Source organism: Ferrovibrio sp. GW821-FHT12F09, assembly GCF_058806775.1.
On record NZ_JBXAPZ010000002.1, the window covers coordinates 967,272 to 983,967 of the forward strand.

Here is a 16,696-nt window from a genome sequence, read left to right on the forward strand (position 1 = left end):
ATATTTGCAATGCCCAGAAACGTGGATGGCCAGGACAAGCCTGGCCATGACACTTGTCTGGTAGTACGTGCGATCTTCACCGCGCCGTCCAGCCACCATCAATCGCGATGGACGTGCCGGTGATCGACTTGGCGCCGTCGCTGCACAGGAAGATGGCGGTAGCCGCCACTTCCTCGATCTCGACGAACCGCTTGGTCGGCTGTACCGCCAGGATCACCTCGCGGATCACCTTGTCGCGCGGCATGTTATGGGCCTTGGCTTGGTCGTCGATCTGGTTTTCCACCAGCGGCGTGCGCACATAGCCCGGACAGATCGCATTCACCGTGATGCCGGCCTCGGCCACTTCCAGCGCCACCGCCTTGGTCAGGCCGACCTGGCCATGCTTGGCCGCCACATAGGCCGACTTGAACGGCGAGGCCACCAGGCCATGGGCCGAGGCGATATTGACGATACGGCCCCAGCCCTTTTTCTTCATGCCGGGCAGCGCCGCCTTGATGCAGTGATAGCTGGAACTGAGATTGATGCTCTGGATCGCATCCCATTTCGCATCGGGGAATTCATCCACCGGCGACACGAACTGGATGCCGGCATTGTTGACCAGGATATCGATGCCGCCCAACTCGGCTTCGGCCTTCTTGATGAAGGCGGCGATTGCCTCGCCCTTGCTCATGTCGGCGCCGTCATAGACCACCTTGACGCCGAATTCCGATGCCAGACCGGCGCGCAGCCTTTCGATCTCGGCGGCGTCGCCAAAGCCGTTCAGCATGATGTTGGCGCCCTGGGCCGCCAGGGCCCGGGCGATACCCAGTCCGATGCCGCTGGTGGAACCGGTGACGACGGCGGACTTGCCTTTCAGCATGGGGCGACCTTTCTTAAAGCCTCTGTTCGGTATGGCAGAAGCCTAGCGGAAAACGCCGGCTTCTGCCTAGCGGCAGCCCACCCGGCAGGGCTGGCGGGGCCCTGAGCCTTGCACCCTCCCCCGGCCCCGTGGGATACCAGAGACAGACGTTTTCAAGGCCGTTTCAGGAGCATTTCCCACATGCTGAACCGCATTACCCATCTGGACGACGAGCCGGAAAAGAACGGCGACGACGAGAAGGAAAAGGCCAAGGACAAGACGCCGGGCATCGAGGAGCGGCTGTTCAAGGCGCGCACCATCCTGATCTACGGCGGCATCGACCAGAAGATCGCCAAGGAAGTCTCGGCCCGCCTGCTGGCCCTGCAGTCGGCCGGCGATGAACCGATCACCATCTTCATCAACAGCCAGGGCGGCCACGTCGAATCCGGCGACACGATCTATGACATGATCAAGTTCGTGAAGCCCGATGTGCGCGTGGTCGGCACCGGCTGGGTCGCTTCGGCCGGCGCGCTGATCTATGCCGCCGCCAAGCGCGAGAACCGCTTCAGCCTGCCCAACACCCGCTTCCTGCTGCATCAGCCGTCCGGCGGCGCCGGCGGCACGGCCTCGGATGTCGCCATCCAGGCCAAGGAAATCATCCGCATGCGCAAGCGGCTGAACGAGATCTTCGCCCGCGAGACCGGCCAGACGCTGGAGCGCGTGGAGAAGGACACCGATCGCGATTACTGGATGAGCGCAGAACAGGCGGTGGAATATGGCCTGGTCGGCAAGGTCGTGCAGAACGCCCGCGAGATCGAATAACCGGTTCGCACCGGACACGAAAAAGGCCGGCTTTAAGCCGGCCTTTTTTATTGGCTTGAACCGCCGCTTACGATTTGAGCGGCACCGGCACGAAGCGCGGCTCGCCCGAACGCTGGATCTGCAGCAGCGCCACCTTGCGCTTGGCATCCTTCAGCGCCTTGAGCATTTCCACCGCATCGTCGGTATTGCGGATTTCCGACTGCGCCATCTCGATGATGACGTCGCCAACGCGCACGTCACGCTTGGCGGCCGGGCCATCGGGCTCCACATCGGTGATCACCACGCCCTTCACGTCATCCTTGATGTCGTGCTTCTGGCGCAGTTCCTTCGACAGCGGCGCAACGCGCACGCCCAGATCGGCCAGCTCGGTCTCGTTGCGGCCGGCCTTGGGTCGGGCGCCATCGGTCTTCTGGCTGCTCTCCTGCTTGGCCGAGGCCATGGCGGCTTCCAGCTCGCCTAGCGTCGCCTTCACCGTCTGCTTCTTGCCCTTGCGGATGAACTCGACATTCACCGCCTTGCCCACCGGCGTCTCGGCGACGCTGCGGGTCAGCGCATTGGTGCTGGCAATCGCCTTGCCGTCGAAGCTGACGATCACATCGCCTGAATCGATGCCGGCCTTCTGGGCCGGGCCGCCGGGCACCACCTTGGCGACCAGGGCGCCGCGCGCCTGCTGCAGGCCCAGCGCTTCCACCATCTCGTCGGTGACCGACTGGATCTGCACGCCGAGCCAGCCGCGCTTGGTGCGGCCGAACTCGATCAGCTGCTGTACCACCGGACGGGCGAGATTGGCCGGCACGGCAAAGCCGATGCCGATCGAGCCGCCCGACTGCGAGAAGATCGCGGTGTTGATGCCGATGACATTGCCTTCCTTGTCGAACAGCGGACCACCGGAGTTGCCCTTGTTGATCGAGGCATCGGTCTGGATGAAATCGTCGTAGCGACCGGCATTGATGTCACGGCCGCGCGCCGAGATGATACCGGCGGTGACGGTGCCGCCCAAGCCGAAGGGATTGCCGATGGCGAGCGTCCACTGGCCGACGCGGATTTTCTCCGAGTCGCCCCACGGGACAGCCGTGAGCGTGCGGCCCTTGGGCTCGACCTTCAGCACCGCGATATCCACTTCCGGATCGCGGCCGACGATCTTGGCTTCCAGTTCGGTGTTGTCATGCAGGATGACGCGCACCTGGTCGGCATCGGCGATCACGTGATTGTTGGTCACCACATAGCCGCGGGCATCGACGATGAAACCCGAGCCCAGCGACGACACCTGACGCGGCGGCCGGTTGCCCTCGCCGCGCTGCTGGCGGTCGAAGAATTCCTTGAAGAAATCCTCAAACGGCGAGCCCGGCGGGAATTGCGGCAAGCCTTCCGGCATGGCGCCACGGTTCTGCACCGTCTGCGTGGTCGAGATATTGACCACGGCGGGCAGCAGTTTCTCGGCCAGATCGGCGAAATCGCCATCCGGTGCGCGCGCCTGCGTGGCCCCCACAGCGAAAGTGACAACCAGACCGGCGGCGGCTGCCGTGCAACGGCGCAGCAATCCGGCGGAGACCAGGCGACGCGGCAGAATGGCATTCATGGGCAACCTCCTCGCCGCCCTGTCGGGCGCGGCGATCATGCTGGACTATCGCTGGGGCGCCCGGCGCGGCACGCCGGTCGGGTTCTCGAAATAACGGAAGAAGTCGGAGTCAGGCGACAGCACCATCGTGGTGTCGCTCGGTTGCAGAACCTTGGTATAGGCCTGCAGCGACCGGTAGAAGTTGTAGAACTCCGGATCCTTGTTGGCGGCTTCGGCAAAGATCTTGGTGCGTTCGGCATCGCCTTCGCCGCGCAGGATTTCCGAACGCCGGCGGGCGTCGGCGATCAGCACGGTGCGCTGGCGTTCCGCTTCCGAGCGGATACGCTCGGCCAGTTCGAAGCCAGTTGCGCGCTGCTCGTTGGCTTCACGCTGACGCTCGGTCTGCATACGGCGGAAGATCGCCTGGCTGATGGTATCAGGGAAGTCGGCGCGCTTGATGCGCACATCGACCAGTTCGATGCCTAAGCGCCGGGAGTCTTCCTGCAGGGTGTTGGTCACCTGCTGCATCGCCGACGGACGGTCGCCCGAGATCACCGAGGCGGCGTCCAGACGGCCGAAGGCGCCCCGGAAGGCATTGGCGACAGACGGCGCCAGACGGCCACGCAGGCCCAGTTCGTTGCGGACGGTCTGATAGAACAGCAGCGGGTTGGTGATGCGGTAGCGCACGAAGCTGTCGACCACCAGGCGGCGCTGGTCAGACGTCAGGATTTCTTCCGGCTGCGCATCGAGGCCGAGGATGCGCTTGTCGAAATAGACCACATCCTGGATCAGCGGAATCTTGGCATGCAGGCCAGGTTCGGTGATGACGCGGCGCGGATCGCCGAACTGCACCACCAGGGCCTGCTGGGCCTGATGCACGGTGAACAGGGCGCCGCGCAGCAGGAAGCCGGCCGCGACGACGACGATGACGATAATGGTGAGGAGAGAGCGGTTCATCTGGATTCTCCTCAGCGCTGCGGCTGCGCCGCGGGCGCCGCCCGCTTCTGCAGTTCCGGTAGCGGCAGGTAAGGCACGACGCCGCTGCCGGCGCCATTGCCATCGACGATCACCTTGTTGGTGCCGCGCATGATGGTTTCCATAGTTTCGAGATACATGCGCCGGGTGGTGACGTCCTTGGCCAGACGGTATTCGTTGTAGACCTGTGTGAAGCGGCTGGCATCGCCCTGGGCATTGGCGATGGTTTCCTGCTTGTAGGCCTCGGCCTGCTGCAGCAGGCGCTGCACCTCGCCGCGGGCACGCGGCACGATGTCGTTACGGTAGGCTTCTGCCTCGTTCTGCGTGCGCTCGCGATCGGCCTGGGCCGACTGCACATCGCGGAAGGCATCCAGCACCGAAGCCGGCGGCTCGGTGCGCTGCAAAGCCACCTGGGTAACCACCACGCCGGCGCCATAGCCATCCAGGATCGCCTGCATGACCCGTCGGGTGTCGTCGGCAATCTTGGTGCGGCCTTCGGTCAGGATGAACTGGATATTGTTCTTGCCGACCACTTCGCGAATGGCGCTTTCCGCCACCTGCTTGATGGTGCGCGCGGGATCGACCACGCTGAATAGATACTGGCCGGCATCCTTCACCTGCCACAGCACGGTGAAATCGATGTCGACGATATTCTCGTCGCCGGTCAGCATCAGGCTTTCTTCCGGCACATCGCGCTGCTGGGCGCCGCGGGTGGGCGACTCGCCCAGCGAGCGGAAACCGATTTCTTCGCGGTTGACCGAGGTGACCTTGGGCGTCAGGACGGAATCGATGGGCCAGGGCAGACGATAGCGCAGGCCGGGTTCAGTCACGGCATGGACCTTGCCGAAGCGCAGCACCACACCCTGCTCGTCGGTATCGACGCGGTAGAAGCCGGTGCCAAGCCAGATGGCAATCGCCACCAGGATCAGCAGCAGGATGCCACGACCCGATACATCGCCGCCGGGCAGCATGCCGCGGAAGCGGTCCTGACCCTTACGCAGGATGTCTTCCAGGCTGGGCGGCACGCCGCCGCCACTGGAGCCCGAGCCATTGCCGCGCGGTCCCTGTCCCCAAGGTCCGCGACCGCCACCGCCGCCGCCACCTTGCCAACCGCCGCCACCTTGATTGCTCCAGGGCATCCCACTGTCCTTCTCAGCCGAAACCGTCTCGCAAAGCGATTGGGGGCTGTTGTTGCCGGGCTTAACTGCCCGTGATTGTATCAGACTGCGTGCGAACGCTGTCCGACTGCTTTGCCTGCCTGCTTTTGCCTGCCTGCTTTTGCCTGCCTGCTTTTGCCTGCCTGCTTTTGCCTGCCTGCCGTCCCGGCCGGTGAATTGCCCCGCTCCCGCCCCCGCGATATATCACTCGCGTGGCGTAAGCTGGGCCTTCGCGGCCGATTATCGAGAATATTGGAACGTTTACAGGGATTTCAAGCATGACCGGGGTGACAGAAGCGCAGATCATGGCCGCGCTGGGCGGTGTGGTAGACACCGATCATGGCAAGAATGTGGTCGAGCTCGGCATGGTTGCCGGACTTGTGATCAAGGGTGGAAATGTCGGTTTCGTCCTGGAAGTGCCCGCCCAGGGTGCCGCCCGCAAGGAACCACTGCGCCGGGCCGCCGAACAGGCGGTCGCCGCCCTGCCCGGCGTCACCTCCGCCACCGTGGTCCTGACCGCCGAAACCCAGGGCAAAAGCGCTGCCGCCCAGCCGGCGGCCCACAGCCATGCCGGGCATTCTCACGGACCGGGTCATTCCCATGGCCCGGCCCAGGGTGCAGCTTCGGCCGCCGGTCGCCCCGGCGCGGCCCCTGAAGTGGCCGCCCGCCCCGCCATTCCCGGCATCAAATCGATCATCGCCGTGGCGTCCGGCAAGGGCGGCGTGGGCAAGTCCACCACCGCCGTCAACCTGGCTCTGGCCTTGGCGCAGGGCGGCAAGAAGGTCGGCTTGCTGGATGCCGATATCTACGGCCCCTCGCTGCCGCGCATGATGGGCATCACCGGCAAACCCTATTCGCCCGACGGCAAACGTCTGCACCCGATGCAGGGCTGGGGCATCCCCTGCATGTCGATGGGTTTCCTGGTGCCGGAAGACACGCCGATGATCTGGCGCGGGCCGATGGTGATGAGCGCGCTGGAACAGATGCTGCGCGACGTGGAATGGGGCGAGCTGGACGTGCTGGTGGTCGACATGCCGCCAGGCACCGGCGACGCCCAGCTGACCATGGCCCAGCGCGTACCGCTGGCCGGCGCGGTGATCGTTTCGACCCCGCAGGACATTGCCCTGCTGGATGCCCGCAAGGGCCTGAACATGTTCCGCCGCGTCGATGTGCCGGTCTTCGGTATCGTCGAGAATATGAGCTATTTCTGCTGCCCCAATTGCGGCCACCGCAGCGACATCTTCGCCCATGGCGGCGCGCGCAAGACGGCCGAGGAACTGGGCTGCGACTTCCTGGGCGAGCTGCCGCTGAAAATCGAGATCCGCGAGACCTCCGACGGCGGCACGCCGATCGTGGCGTCCATGCCGGAGAGTGAGGAAGCGAAGGCCTATCGCGCGATTGCCGCGAAGGTGGCCGAGAAAATCGACCGCGATGTGGCGGCCAGCCGGATGCCCCGCATCACCATCCAGTAGATCGGGGCCGCCCGGCTCAGATACAGGCCGGGCGCATCAACGGATCGACGCCGCCGCCGTAGCCGCGGTCCTGCATGCCGGCAATGACGATGTTACGCAGGGCATTCAGATGCTCGAGCAGGCCGCGCTGCTGGGCGCGCCCGGCGGTGGGGTCCGTCGTGGCAAGGCTGCAGGCGGAGTCGCATAACGCGGCAACCAGCGGATAGCCGGCACGGCTGGCGCTGCCCTGCAGGGCGCAGACGATACGGGCGATCTGCCCTATGCACACCTCGGCATGGGCCGGATTGCTGTGGGCCGCTTCCAGGGCCCAGACCGCCTTCTCGACTTCTCCCTGCAGCAGGGTTTCGAAACTTGCTGCGGCGCTGCCGCCGGTATCCGCCGAAATGCCTATCATCATTATTGCCCTGTGGTCGTCCGCAAAGAAAAACGGCACCGGTTTTGGCCGGTGCCGTCTGTTCTAGCGATCTGCCCTGAGGGCAGTAAGGTTACTTCTCGGTTAGGCTTCGCTGGCCTTCTCTTCCGAGATCGCCGCCTGGGCCGCAGCCAGGCGGGCGATCGGCACGCGATAGGGCGAGCAGGACACATAATCGAGGCCGGCATTGTGGCAGAAGCGCACCGAGGACGGGTCGCCGCCATGTTCACCGCAGATGCCCAGCTTGATATCCTTGCGGGTGGCGCGGCCGCGTTCGGCGGCGATCTTCACCAACTCGCCCACGCCGTTCTGGTCGATGGTGACGAACGGGTCGCGCTCGAAAATACCGGCCTTCAGATAGTCGTCCATGAACAACGCCGAGTCATCGCGGCTGATGCCCAGGGTGGTTTGGGTCAGGTCGTTGGTGCCGAAGGAGAAGAACTCGGCCGTCTCGGCAATGTCGCCGGCACGCAGCGCGGCGCGCGGCAGCTCGATCATGGTGCCGACCAGGTATTTCACCTTCTTGCCCTGCTCCTTGAAGACTTCGGCGGCGATGGCATCGACGCGGGTCTTCAGAATATCCATCTCGGCCTTGGTGGCGACCAGCGGGATCATCACTTCCGGCTCGACGGCCTTGCCACCACCCTTGGTCACGGCAACAGCCGCCTCGAAGATGGCGCGGGCCTGCATCTCGTAGATTTCCGGATAACTGATGCCCAGACGGCAGCCACGATGGCCCAGCATCGGGTTGGTCTCTTCCAGCGCCTTCTTGCGCTCCTTCAGCGCCGCGACGCTCAGGCCGGTGCCACGGGCAACCGCGTCGAAATCGGCATCGGTCTTGGGCAGGAATTCATGCAGCGGCGGATCGAGCAGGCGGATCGTCACCGGACGACCGGCCATGATCTTGAACAGCTTCACAAAGTCATCGCGCTGCATCGGCAAGATCTTGGCCAGCGCCTTCTTGCGGCCTTCGACGGCCGGCGACAGGATCATCTCGCGCACCGCGGTGATGCGGTCGGCATCGAAGAACATATGCTCGGTGCGGCAAAGGCCGATGCCCTCGCAGCCGAAGCGCACGGCGGTCTCGGCGTCAGCGGGGGTTTCCGCATTGGTGCGGACCTTCAGCTTGCGCAGCTTGTCCGCCCAGGTCATCAGCAGGCCGAAATCACCCGACAGTTGCGGCTCGATCATCGGCATGACGCCCAGGATCACTTCGCCGGTGGAACCGTCAATGGTGATGACATCGCCCTTGTTCACCGTGATATCGCCGACTGTCATCTTGCCGGCGCCGTAATCGATGCGGATGCCGCCAGCGCCCGAAACGCAGGGACGGCCCATGCCGCGGGCCACGACGGCCGCATGGCTGGTGGTGCCGCCGCGTGCGGTCAGGATGCCCTTGGCGGCATGCATGCCATGGATGTCTTCCGGCGAGGTCTCGACGCGGCAGAGGATCACGGCTTCGCCCTTGGCGGCCCACTGCTCGGCCTCATCGGCCAGGAACACCGCCTTGCCCGAAGCAGCGCCCGGCGAGGCAGCCAAACCCTTGGCGATCACCTTGCGCTCGGCCTTCGGGTCCGGCGTCGGATGCAGCAGTTGGTCCAGCGAGGCAGGATCGACGCGCTCGATGGCTTCACCCTGGCTGATCAGCTTTTCCTTCACCATGTCGACGGCGATCTTGATCGCCGCCTTGGCGGTACGCTTACCCGAACGGGTCTGCAGCATCCACAGCTTGCCCTGCTGGACCGTGAATTCGATGTCCTGCATGTCGCGATAATGCTTTTCCAGCCGGACGAACACCGCGACCAGCTGCTTGAAGGTATCAGGCATGGCCTCCTGCATGGAGGGCATTTCGTTGCCGACCTTCAGGCGTGATTCCTTGGTCAGCTGCTGCGGGGTGCGGATACCGGCGACGACGTCCTCGCCCTGCGCATTGATCAGGTATTCGCCGTAATAAATCTTCTCGCCGGTAGACGGATCGCGGGTGAAAGCGACGCCAGTACACGACGTCTCGCCCATGTTGCCGAACACCATCGCCTGCACATTCACCGCCGTACCCCATGAGGCCGGGATGTTGTTCAGGCTGCGATAAGTGATGGCGCGCTGGTTCATCCAGCTGGAGAACACGGCGCCGATGGCACCCCAGAGCTGGTCGCGCACATCCTGCGGGAAGGGCCGGCCCAGTTCCTGCTCCACCTTCTTCTTGTAGGCGCCAACCAGTTCCTTCCAGTCGGCAGCCTTCAGCTCGGTGTCCAGGTTGAGGCCATGTTCTTCCTTGTGCATTTCGAGCAGTTCCTCGAAATGCTCATGCCCGATATCGAGCACGACGTTGGAATACATCTGGATGAAACGGCGATAGCTGTCCCAGGCGAACCGCTCGTTGCCCGACTGCTTGGCCAGCGCCTCGACAGTCACGTCGTTCAGGCCGAGATTCAGCACGGTATCCATCATGCCGGGCATCGAAGCGCGGGCGCCCGAGCGCACCGAGACCAGCAGCGGCTTCTTGGCGTCGCCGAACTTGGCGCCGACCAGCTTCTCCACCTTGATCAGCGCCGCATCGACCTGGGCCTTCAGCTCCTTGGGATACTGCTTGCCGTTCTTGTAATAGGCGGTGCAGACCTCGGTGGTGATGGTCAGGCCCGGCGGCACCGGCAGGCCGATATTCGACATCTCGGCCAGGTTGGCGCCCTTGCCCCCCAGCAGGTTCTTCATATCGGCGCGGCCTTCGGCCTTGCCGTCGCCGAACGAGTAAACCAGCTTGCCCCTGGCCAGAGCGCTCTTGGGGGCGACAGCCTTCTTCGGCGCCGACGCCTTCACAGCCTTTTTCACGACCTTCTTTGAGGCTGCGGCTTTCTTGGCCTTCACCTTGGATTTCGTAGCCGGCTTGGCAGCCTTCTTGGCCTTGGGGGCGGTTTTCTTCTTCGGCTTGGGCTTGGCCATCGGTCTGTTACCCTTCGATCTGCGAGAAGTCGGCGATACGGTCCATGCTTCCGGCAACGGCGGAAAGCAAACTCAAACGGTTACGGCGCACGGCGCTGTCATCGGCATTGACGGTGACGCGCTCGAAGAACGCATCGATCGGCGCACGTAGCCGCGCAAGTGTGGCAAGATAATGGCGGAATTCCGCTTCATCCTGTGTCTTTGCCGCGACTTCGCGGCCGAGATCGCCCAAAGCGCCGACCAGCGCGCGCTCCTCGTCCTGGGCGATCAGGTGGCCATCCACCTCGCCCAGCGTCAGGTCCGGGGTCTTTTTCAGCTCGGCGCGCACGATGTTGTTCGCCCGGCGATAGCCGGCCAGCAGGTTGCCGCCGTCTTCGGTGGCCAGGAAGCCGCGCAGCGCATCCACCTTGTCCAGCACGCGCACCAGGTCGTCATCGGCGCTCTTGGCGAAGATGGCGGCGATCAGGTCGTGCCGCACGCCCTGCTCGCGCAGGTGCACCTTGAGGCGATCGACGAAGAACTGCATCAGTTCCTCGGTCGGATTGCGCGTGCCCTCGGCCTGCACGATCTGCAGCGACAGCGCCGAGCGGAACAGCGTCTTCAGTGGCAGGGCCAGCCGGTTTTCCAGGATGATGCGGATCACGCCGAGTGCAGCGCGGCGCAGCGCAAACGGATCCTTCGAGCCGGTCGGCTTCTCGTCGATGGCGAAGAAACCGGCCAGCGTGTCGATCTTGTCGGCCAGCGCCACGGCAATGGCCACCGGCGTATTGGGGCAGCGGTCATTCGGACCCTGCGGCGCGTAATGCAGCGCGATGGCCTCGGCCACCTCGGGCGCCTCGCCATCGTTCAGCGCGTAATAGCGCCCCATGATACCCTGCAGCTCGGGGAATTCACCGACCACGCCACTGACCAGATCGGCGCGCGCCAGCCGGGCGGCGCGACGGGCCAGCTTGGCATCGGCATTCACCGCGCCGGCGATCTCGTAGGCCAAACGCTCGACGCGCTCGACCTTCTGCGCCACGGTGCCGAGTTTGGCGTGGAAGACGATATCCTTCAGCGCCGGCAGGCGGTCTTCCAGGCGGGTCTTGCGATCCTGGTCCCAGAAGAACTTGGCATCCGACAAGCGCGCATTCAGCACCCGCTCGTTGCCGGCCACCACCTGCCTGCCGCCGTCATCAGTCAGGGTGTTGGCGATGATGACAAAGCGCGGCGCCAGCGCGCCGTCGGCCGTGTTGAGAGCGAAATACTTCTGGTGCGTCCGCATCGTGGTGGTCAGCACCTCGCGCGGCACATCCATGAACTGCTGCGGAATCCGGCCCAGCAGCACGACCGGCTGCTCGACCAGGCCGGTCACTTCGTCGGCCAGGCCGGGATCGTCCACCAGCACCAGGCCTTCGGCGGAGGCCGCGAAGGCGGCATCCTTCAGCACGGCGGCACGACGGATGGCAAAATCCGGCTCGACATAGGCGGCGCGCAGGCGAGCCAGATAGTCGCCGGCATTGCGCACGGAAAACTTTTCCGGCGCCTGGAAGCGATGGCCGCAGGTGGTGTCGCCAGCCGTGAGATGACCGAAGACAAAGGGCACCGTCTCGCCCTCGAACAGCGCGATCATCGAATGCAGCGGCCGCACCCAGCGCAGCTCATGCGCGCCCCAGCGCATGGATTTCGGCCAGGGCAGCTGCGCCAACGCTTCGGGCAGGATACGCAGCAGGGCATCCTTGGTCGCCTCGCCCTTCTTCTCGACGATAGCGAACCAGAATTCGCCCTTACCGGTATCGCGCTTCTCGCACTGATCGAGCGAGGTCAGGCCGGCGCCGCGCAGAAAACCCTGCACGGCCGCATCGGGCGAGCCGACGCGCGGGCCTTTCTTTTCTTCCCGGATATCGGCCTGCAGGCGTGGCAGACCTTTCACCACCAGCGCCAGGCGGCGCGGCGTGACATAGGATTCCGCTGCCTCGAAGCTCAGGCCGGCCTTCTTCAGGCCCTCGGTGACCAGGCGCAGAAGGTCCTCGGCGGCACGCTGCTGCATGCGCGCGGGAATTTCTTCCGAATGGACCTCAAGCAGGAGTTCGCCGAGCATCAGACCGTCTCCTGCAGATGGCCGCGCGAGCGCAGCCACTGGGTGCAGCAGGCCTTGGCCAGCGTGCGCACACGGCCGATATAGGCGGCGCGCTCGGTGACGCTTATGACGCCGCGCGCATCCAGCAGGTTGAAGGCATGGCTGGCCTTCAGGCACTGGTCATAGGCTGGCAGCGCCAGGCCCTTCTCGACCAGCGCCATGCATTCCTTCTCGACATCGGCGAAGCGGCGGAACAGCTGCTCGGTGTCGGCATGCTCGAAATTATAAGCCGAGAATTCGCGTTCGGCCTGGTGGAACACCTCGCCGTATTTCACGCCGCGGCCATTGAAGTCGAGATCGTAAACGTTGTCCTTGCCCTGCACATACATGGCGAGGCGCTCGAGGCCGTAGGTGATCTCGGCCGAAACCGGCGCGCAGTCGAAACCGCCGACCTGCTGGAAATAGGTGAACTGCGTCACCTCCATGCCGTCGCACCAGACTTCCCAGCCCAGGCCCCAGGCGCCCAGCGTCGGGTTTTCCCAGTCATCCTCGACAAAGCGGATGTCATGGCGCTTCGACGAAATGCCCAGCGCTTCCAGCGAGCCGAGATACAGCTCCAGCACATTGGCCGGGCTCGGCTTCAGGACCACCTGGAACTGGTAGTAATGCTGCAGGCGGTTGGGGTTCTCGCCATAGCGGCCGTCTTTTGGCCGGCGCGAAGGCTGCACATATGCGACGCTCCACGGTTCCGGGCCAAGCGCACGCAGGGTGGTGGCGGGATGGGAGGTGCCGGCGCCCACTTCCATGTCATAGGGCTGCAGCAGGACGCAGCCCTGACGTGCCCAATAGGTCTGCAACGTGAGGATCAGATCCTGGAACGACGAAGCCGCGGCGTTTCCGGTGGGCGCCATCGTTAAGTCCTCTGTTCTCTCGCCTTTGCGTGCCTTTGGGGGGTGCCCGAAATCGCGCGGACCATAGCCAGCGGAAGCCCGAGAATCAAGCCATTGCGGGCGTTAGACTTACGCCCGAAAGGCTAGGCCGGGCGGCACTCCGGACGGCCGCAGGTCTGGCCCGTGGTGTAGGTGCCGCAGACCGGGCAGGGTTTCAGGTCCTCGGCCACCGCCTTGGGCTTGACCGGCTCTGCCGGCGGGGGGGCCGGCGGCTTGGCCACGGGCTTGCGGTTGAAGGTGCGCCAGCCATACCAAACGGCGGCAATCACCAGGATCAGCAGCAGGTATTTCAGCATGGGCGCAGGGCTTTACCGGCTCTCGGACAACGGAGCCCGAGTCTGCGGCTTTTGCCAGGCCGGCCGCAAGCCCTCCGGACCGCCGATCAGACCGCCACCGATCAGACCGGCAGGGCGGCGCCGTCACGCAGCACCGCGTCGATGGCTGGCTGGTAGGCGCCGCCCTCGGCCGCGTGCAGCACCAAGCCGGCCTCCAGCACCAGTGGCGCCTTGCTGCCCTTCACCGCCCGCACGATCACCCGTTTCGCCGGTTGGCCGGCCCGCGAGACCAGCGGAATCACCCGAATCGCCCCGGCCGGCTGCTTGCCGGATGGCGGGCTGAGCGCCGCCAGGATATCGGCCAGGCGGTCGGCCTTGTGGATCAGGGTGACGCCACCGCCGGGCTTCGCATAGCGCAGCAGCGCGGCGATCCAGTGGCCCAGGTCGGCCTCATCGCCCTCGCTGCGCGCGGTGGCGCGGCCGGCATGAGGGGAGACGCGATGCCGCGTGCTGTCGAAATACGGCGGGTTGGCAAACACCTGATCGAAGCTGCCGGCCGCCAGTCCGGCGATCCGGCCCCGGATATCGCCCTGCAGGACACGCAACCGCTCCGCCATGCCGTTCGCCGCGATGTTGCGCTCACACAGGGCCACCAGATCGGGCTGCAATTCCACGCCGGTGATCTGCACAGATTTCAGGCGCGCGGCCAGACAGAGCATGCCGACGCCGGAGCCGCAGCCCAGATCGAGCGCATGCTGCGTGCCGCCAGCCTTGCTGCGCGCCGGCACCGCGGCAGCCAGCATGACGGCATCGGCGCTGGCGCGCTGGCCCTTTTGCGGCTGGATCAGCCGGACCTGGCCGCCAAGCAGGGCGTCGTGTGTGTGATGGCTGTCAGGCATTTGATCTGAAACGGAAACTTGAAAGGGAGCGGCGCTTGACCGGGTATGCCAGCCCACTATGCTCCAGCCAGACGACCGGACACAATATGGGTTACGCGACAGTGCAGACTGCCTCCAAACAGATTCAGGGCGCGACGGAGCCGGGCCGCAAGCCCAGCATCGAGCCGTTGCGCGCTCTGGTGGCAGCCGAGATGGATGCGGTGAATCGCGAGATCATCGACCGCATGGCCAGCGATGTCACCCTGATTCCGGAACTGGCCAGCCATCTGATCGCCGCCGGCGGCAAGCGCATCCGCCCGCTGCTGACGCTGGGCTCGGCCCGGCTCTGCGGCTATGCCGGGGACAAGGACGTGCTGCTGGCGGCCTGCGTCGAATTCATCCATACCGCGACGCTCCTCCACGATGACGTCGTGGACGAAAGCGACCGCCGCCGTGGCAACGCCACCGCCAATGTGCTGTGGGGCAATCAGGCTTCGGTGCTGGTCGGCGATTTTCTGTTCACGCGCTCTTTCCAGCTGATGGTCGAGACCGGCTCGCTGGAAGTGCTGCGCATCCTCTGCGGCGCCTCGGCCGAAATCGCCGAGGGCGAAGTCCTGCAGCTGGTGATCGCCAACGACACGACCTCCAGCGAGGCCGATTACCTGAAGGTCATCAAGGCCAAGACGGCCGCGCTGTTCGCCGCCGCCTGCCGCGTCGGCGCCGTGATTGCCGGCCGCGCACCGGCCGAGACCCAGGCGATGGACGATTACGGCCACAATCTCGGCATCGCCTTCCAGCTGGTGGACGATGCGCTAGACTATGCCTCCGACGGGGTGACGCTGGGCAAGAATACCGGCGACGATTTCCGCGAAGGCAAGGTGACGCTGCCAATTCTGCTGGCCATCGCCAAGGGCAGCGAGACCGAGCGCGGCTTCTGGCGTCGCGTCATCGAGACGCCCGAGGCGCAGACGCCCGAGGATTTCGCCCAGGCGCTGCGCTACCTCGACCGCCACAGCGCAATCGAGGAAACCATGGCCCGCGCCCGCGCCTATGCACAGAAGGCGCGCCAGGCGCTGCAGGTCTTCAGCCCCGGACCGATGCGCGATGCGCTGTCGGAAGCGGTCGATTTCGCTGTCGAACGGGCCCAGTAGCGCTTACTGTAAGCCTCTGGCCGGCCACGACTTTCCCCATGCCTGCTTTTCCGCCCGGAATGCGCCTTGTGCGCCTTGCGGGGGCGTAGCGCAGGCGCTATACAGTCGGCCCGCGCCGGTCGGAGCGTAGCTCAGCCTGGTAGAGCACTAGCTTCGGGAGCTAGGGGCCGGAGGTTCGAATCCTCTCGCTCCGACCAGCGCGCGGCTCTCCCGAAAATTTACCTCTTATTCTATTCCGTCACCCAAGTTACTCGGTAACGATGGGCGGTACCGGCGCGCGCTTCACCGTCTCGCGCCACAGGATGTAGAGCCCGCTGGCGATGACAATGGCGCAGCCGAGCCAAGTATGAATGTCGGGGAAATCGCCCCAGATATACCAGCCGATCGCCACCGACCAGATCAGGTGCGTGTAATCGAAGGGTGCGGCCACCGAGGCCGGCGCCAGACTGTAGGCACGCGTCATGAACAGCTGCGCGCCGCCGCCGATCAGCCCGGTGGTGACCAGCAGCACCAAGCCCTCCAGATCCGGCGTCACCCAGAAAAACGGCAGCAGCAGGCCGGTGACCGCACTGCAGAAGGCCGCATACCAGAAGGCGATGCTGGTGGAGGGTTCGGTGCGGCTGAGCTTGCGGATCTGGATGATGGCGAGCGCGTAGAACAGCGTGGCCGCCACCACGATCAGCGCGCCGCTGGTCAGCATCCCCTCGCCTGGCCGCAGGATCACCAGCATGCCGATGAAACCGACGATGATCGCCGACCAGCGATGCAGCCCGACCTTTTCCTGTAGCAGCCAGACCGACATGCAGGCGATGAAGATCGGCGCGGCAAAGGAAATCGCCGTCACATCGGCCAGCGACAGGAACTGGTAGGCATAAAAAAACAGCGCCATGGAAATGCAGCCGAACACCGAGCGCAGGCTGAGGCCGGCGAAACTGGTGGGGCGCAGCACGGCCCAGAAATTTCTCGGTCCGCCGGCCGTGCGCAGTACCATCAGCAGGATCGGCGGAAAGGCGCAGAAGCTGCGGAAGAACATGATCTGCACGGTGGGATAGCTGGCGCCGAGCCATTTCACCAGCGCATCCATGATGCCGAACAACGACACCGCCATCAGCATGTAGCCGATGCCGAGGGGCGTATTGGAAACCTGCGTATATTTGGGGAAGACAGACATCGGCTGGACGGGGAGAAAAAGAAACGGCCCGGATGGTTGTG

14 protein-coding genes and 1 tRNA gene are annotated in these 16,696 nt (G+C 64.9%); 4 read left to right on the top strand and 11 right to left on the bottom strand.

The features are described 5' to 3' along the window. Positions 1-76: 76 nt before the first annotated feature. Entirely contained in the window at positions 77-859 is a 783-nt protein-coding gene (locus AC1ROB_RS17780) for a 3-hydroxybutyrate dehydrogenase (RefSeq protein WP_492969780.1), read from the bottom strand. A gap of 180 nt (positions 860-1,039) precedes the next feature. On the opposite strand from AC1ROB_RS17780, the gene AC1ROB_RS17785 reads away from it, so the two are divergent. Then, the gene (locus AC1ROB_RS17785; RefSeq protein WP_492969779.1) at positions 1,040-1,660 is read left to right on the top strand and encodes an ATP-dependent Clp protease proteolytic subunit; all 621 of its coding nucleotides are present in this window, start codon (positions 1,040-1,042) and stop codon (positions 1,658-1,660) included. Between the two features lie 67 nt (positions 1,661-1,727). On the opposite strand, the gene AC1ROB_RS17790 is transcribed toward AC1ROB_RS17785, so the two are convergent. From AC1ROB_RS17790 to hflK, 3 genes are read right to left on the bottom strand one after another with little or no spacing between them, the layout of a single operon-like run. Next, entirely contained in the window at positions 1,728-3,239 is a 1,512-nt protein-coding gene (locus AC1ROB_RS17790; protein ID WP_492969778.1) for a DegQ family serine endoprotease, read from the bottom strand. 45 nt (positions 3,240-3,284) lie between these two features. Then, entirely contained in the window at positions 3,285-4,175 is an 891-nt protein-coding gene (gene hflC / locus AC1ROB_RS17795) for a protease modulator HflC (protein WP_492969777.1), read from the bottom strand. An 11-nt stretch (positions 4,176-4,186) separates the two neighbouring features. Continuing rightward, positions 4,187-5,332 carry an FtsH protease activity modulator HflK gene (hflK, locus tag AC1ROB_RS17800; RefSeq protein ID WP_492969776.1) on the bottom strand — a complete coding sequence of 382 codons (1,146 nt, stop codon included), beginning with the start codon at positions 5,330-5,332 and terminating at the stop codon, positions 4,187-4,189. A gap of 296 nt (positions 5,333-5,628) precedes the next feature. On the opposite strand from hflK, the gene apbC reads away from it, so the two are divergent. Beyond that, complete coding sequence (gene apbC / locus AC1ROB_RS17805; protein WP_492969775.1) at positions 5,629-6,822, top strand: iron-sulfur cluster carrier protein ApbC; 1,194 nt, start codon at positions 5,629-5,631, stop codon at positions 6,820-6,822. A gap of 16 nt (positions 6,823-6,838) precedes the next feature. On the opposite strand, the gene AC1ROB_RS17810 is transcribed toward apbC, so the two are convergent. From AC1ROB_RS17810 to AC1ROB_RS17835, 6 genes are all read right to left on the bottom strand, one after another. Beyond that, positions 6,839-7,219: a hypothetical protein gene (locus tag AC1ROB_RS17810; protein ID WP_492969774.1), complete on the bottom strand. Its 381-nt coding sequence runs from the start codon at positions 7,217-7,219 to the stop codon at positions 6,839-6,841. A 99-nt stretch (positions 7,220-7,318) separates the two neighbouring features. Continuing rightward, complete coding sequence (ppdK, locus tag AC1ROB_RS17815; protein ID WP_492969773.1) at positions 7,319-10,171, bottom strand: pyruvate, phosphate dikinase; 2,853 nt, start codon at positions 10,169-10,171, stop codon at positions 7,319-7,321. Between the two features lie 7 nt (positions 10,172-10,178). Beyond that, positions 10,179-12,251 (bottom strand): glycine--tRNA ligase subunit beta, encoded by a 2,073-nt coding sequence (gene glyS / locus AC1ROB_RS17820; protein ID WP_492969772.1) that lies wholly within the window; start codon positions 12,249-12,251, stop codon positions 10,179-10,181. Further along, on the bottom strand, positions 12,251-13,141 hold the full coding sequence (locus tag AC1ROB_RS17825; RefSeq protein ID WP_492969771.1) for a glycine--tRNA ligase subunit alpha: 891 nt from the start codon (positions 13,139-13,141) through the stop codon (positions 12,251-12,253). The genes glyS and AC1ROB_RS17825 overlap by 1 nt, the downstream gene beginning before the upstream one ends. A 122-nt stretch (positions 13,142-13,263) precedes the next feature. Next, entirely contained in the window at positions 13,264-13,476 is a 213-nt protein-coding gene (locus AC1ROB_RS17830) for a hypothetical protein (protein ID WP_492969770.1), read from the bottom strand. Positions 13,477-13,577: 101 nt separating this feature from the next. Further along, positions 13,578-14,354 carry a tRNA1(Val) (adenine(37)-N6)-methyltransferase gene (locus tag AC1ROB_RS17835; protein ID WP_492969769.1) on the bottom strand — a complete coding sequence of 259 codons (777 nt, stop codon included), beginning with the start codon at positions 14,352-14,354 and terminating at the stop codon, positions 13,578-13,580. Between the two features lie 86 nt (positions 14,355-14,440). On the opposite strand from AC1ROB_RS17835, the gene AC1ROB_RS17840 reads away from it, so the two are divergent. Together AC1ROB_RS17840 and AC1ROB_RS17845 are read left to right on the top strand one after the other, a co-directional pair. Then, on the top strand, positions 14,441-15,484 hold the full coding sequence (locus AC1ROB_RS17840) for a polyprenyl synthetase family protein (protein ID WP_492969768.1): 1,044 nt from the start codon (positions 14,441-14,443) through the stop codon (positions 15,482-15,484). A 120-nt stretch (positions 15,485-15,604) separates the two neighbouring features. Beyond that, a tRNA-Pro gene (locus tag AC1ROB_RS17845) sits at positions 15,605-15,681 on the top strand. A gap of 50 nt (positions 15,682-15,731) precedes the next feature. Here AC1ROB_RS17845 and AC1ROB_RS17850 read toward each other — a convergent pair. After that, positions 15,732-16,655 (bottom strand): DMT family transporter, encoded by a 924-nt coding sequence (locus tag AC1ROB_RS17850; RefSeq protein WP_492969767.1) that lies wholly within the window; start codon positions 16,653-16,655, stop codon positions 15,732-15,734. Positions 16,656-16,696: the final 41 nt, after the last annotated feature.

Bases quoted from the DNA above. Each gene is read 5' to 3' on its own strand.
- AC1ROB_RS17780 (WP_492969780.1), bottom strand. From the start codon at position 859: ATGCTGAAAGGCAAGTCCGCCGTCGTCACCGGTTCCACCAGCGGCATC.
- AC1ROB_RS17785 (WP_492969779.1), top strand. From the start codon at position 1,040: ATGCTGAACCGCATTACCCATCTGGACGACGAGCCGGAAAAGAACGGC.
- AC1ROB_RS17790 (WP_492969778.1), bottom strand. From the start codon at position 3,239: ATGAATGCCATTCTGCCGCGTCGCCTGGTCTCCGCCGGATTGCTGCGC.
- hflC (WP_492969777.1), bottom strand. From the start codon at position 4,175: ATGAACCGCTCTCTCCTCACCATTATCGTCATCGTCGTCGTCGCGGCC.
- hflK (WP_492969776.1), bottom strand. From the start codon at position 5,332: ATGCCCTGGAGCAATCAAGGTGGCGGCGGTTGGCAAGGTGGCGGCGGC.
- apbC (WP_492969775.1), top strand. From the start codon at position 5,629: ATGACCGGGGTGACAGAAGCGCAGATCATGGCCGCGCTGGGCGGTGTG.
- AC1ROB_RS17810 (WP_492969774.1), bottom strand. From the start codon at position 7,219: ATGATGATAGGCATTTCGGCGGATACCGGCGGCAGCGCCGCAGCAAGT.
- ppdK (WP_492969773.1), bottom strand. From the start codon at position 10,171: ATGGCCAAGCCCAAGCCGAAGAAGAAAACCGCCCCCAAGGCCAAGAAG.
- glyS (WP_492969772.1), bottom strand. From the start codon at position 12,251: ATGCTCGGCGAACTCCTGCTTGAGGTCCATTCGGAAGAAATTCCCGCG.
- AC1ROB_RS17825 (WP_492969771.1), bottom strand. From the start codon at position 13,141: ATGGCGCCCACCGGAAACGCCGCGGCTTCGTCGTTCCAGGATCTGATC.
- AC1ROB_RS17830 (WP_492969770.1), bottom strand. From the start codon at position 13,476: ATGCTGAAATACCTGCTGCTGATCCTGGTGATTGCCGCCGTTTGGTAT.
- AC1ROB_RS17835 (WP_492969769.1), bottom strand. From the start codon at position 14,354: ATGCCTGACAGCCATCACACACACGACGCCCTGCTTGGCGGCCAGGTC.
- AC1ROB_RS17840 (WP_492969768.1), top strand. From the start codon at position 14,441: ATGGGTTACGCGACAGTGCAGACTGCCTCCAAACAGATTCAGGGCGCG.
- AC1ROB_RS17850 (WP_492969767.1), bottom strand. From the start codon at position 16,655: ATGTCTGTCTTCCCCAAATATACGCAGGTTTCCAATACGCCCCTCGGC.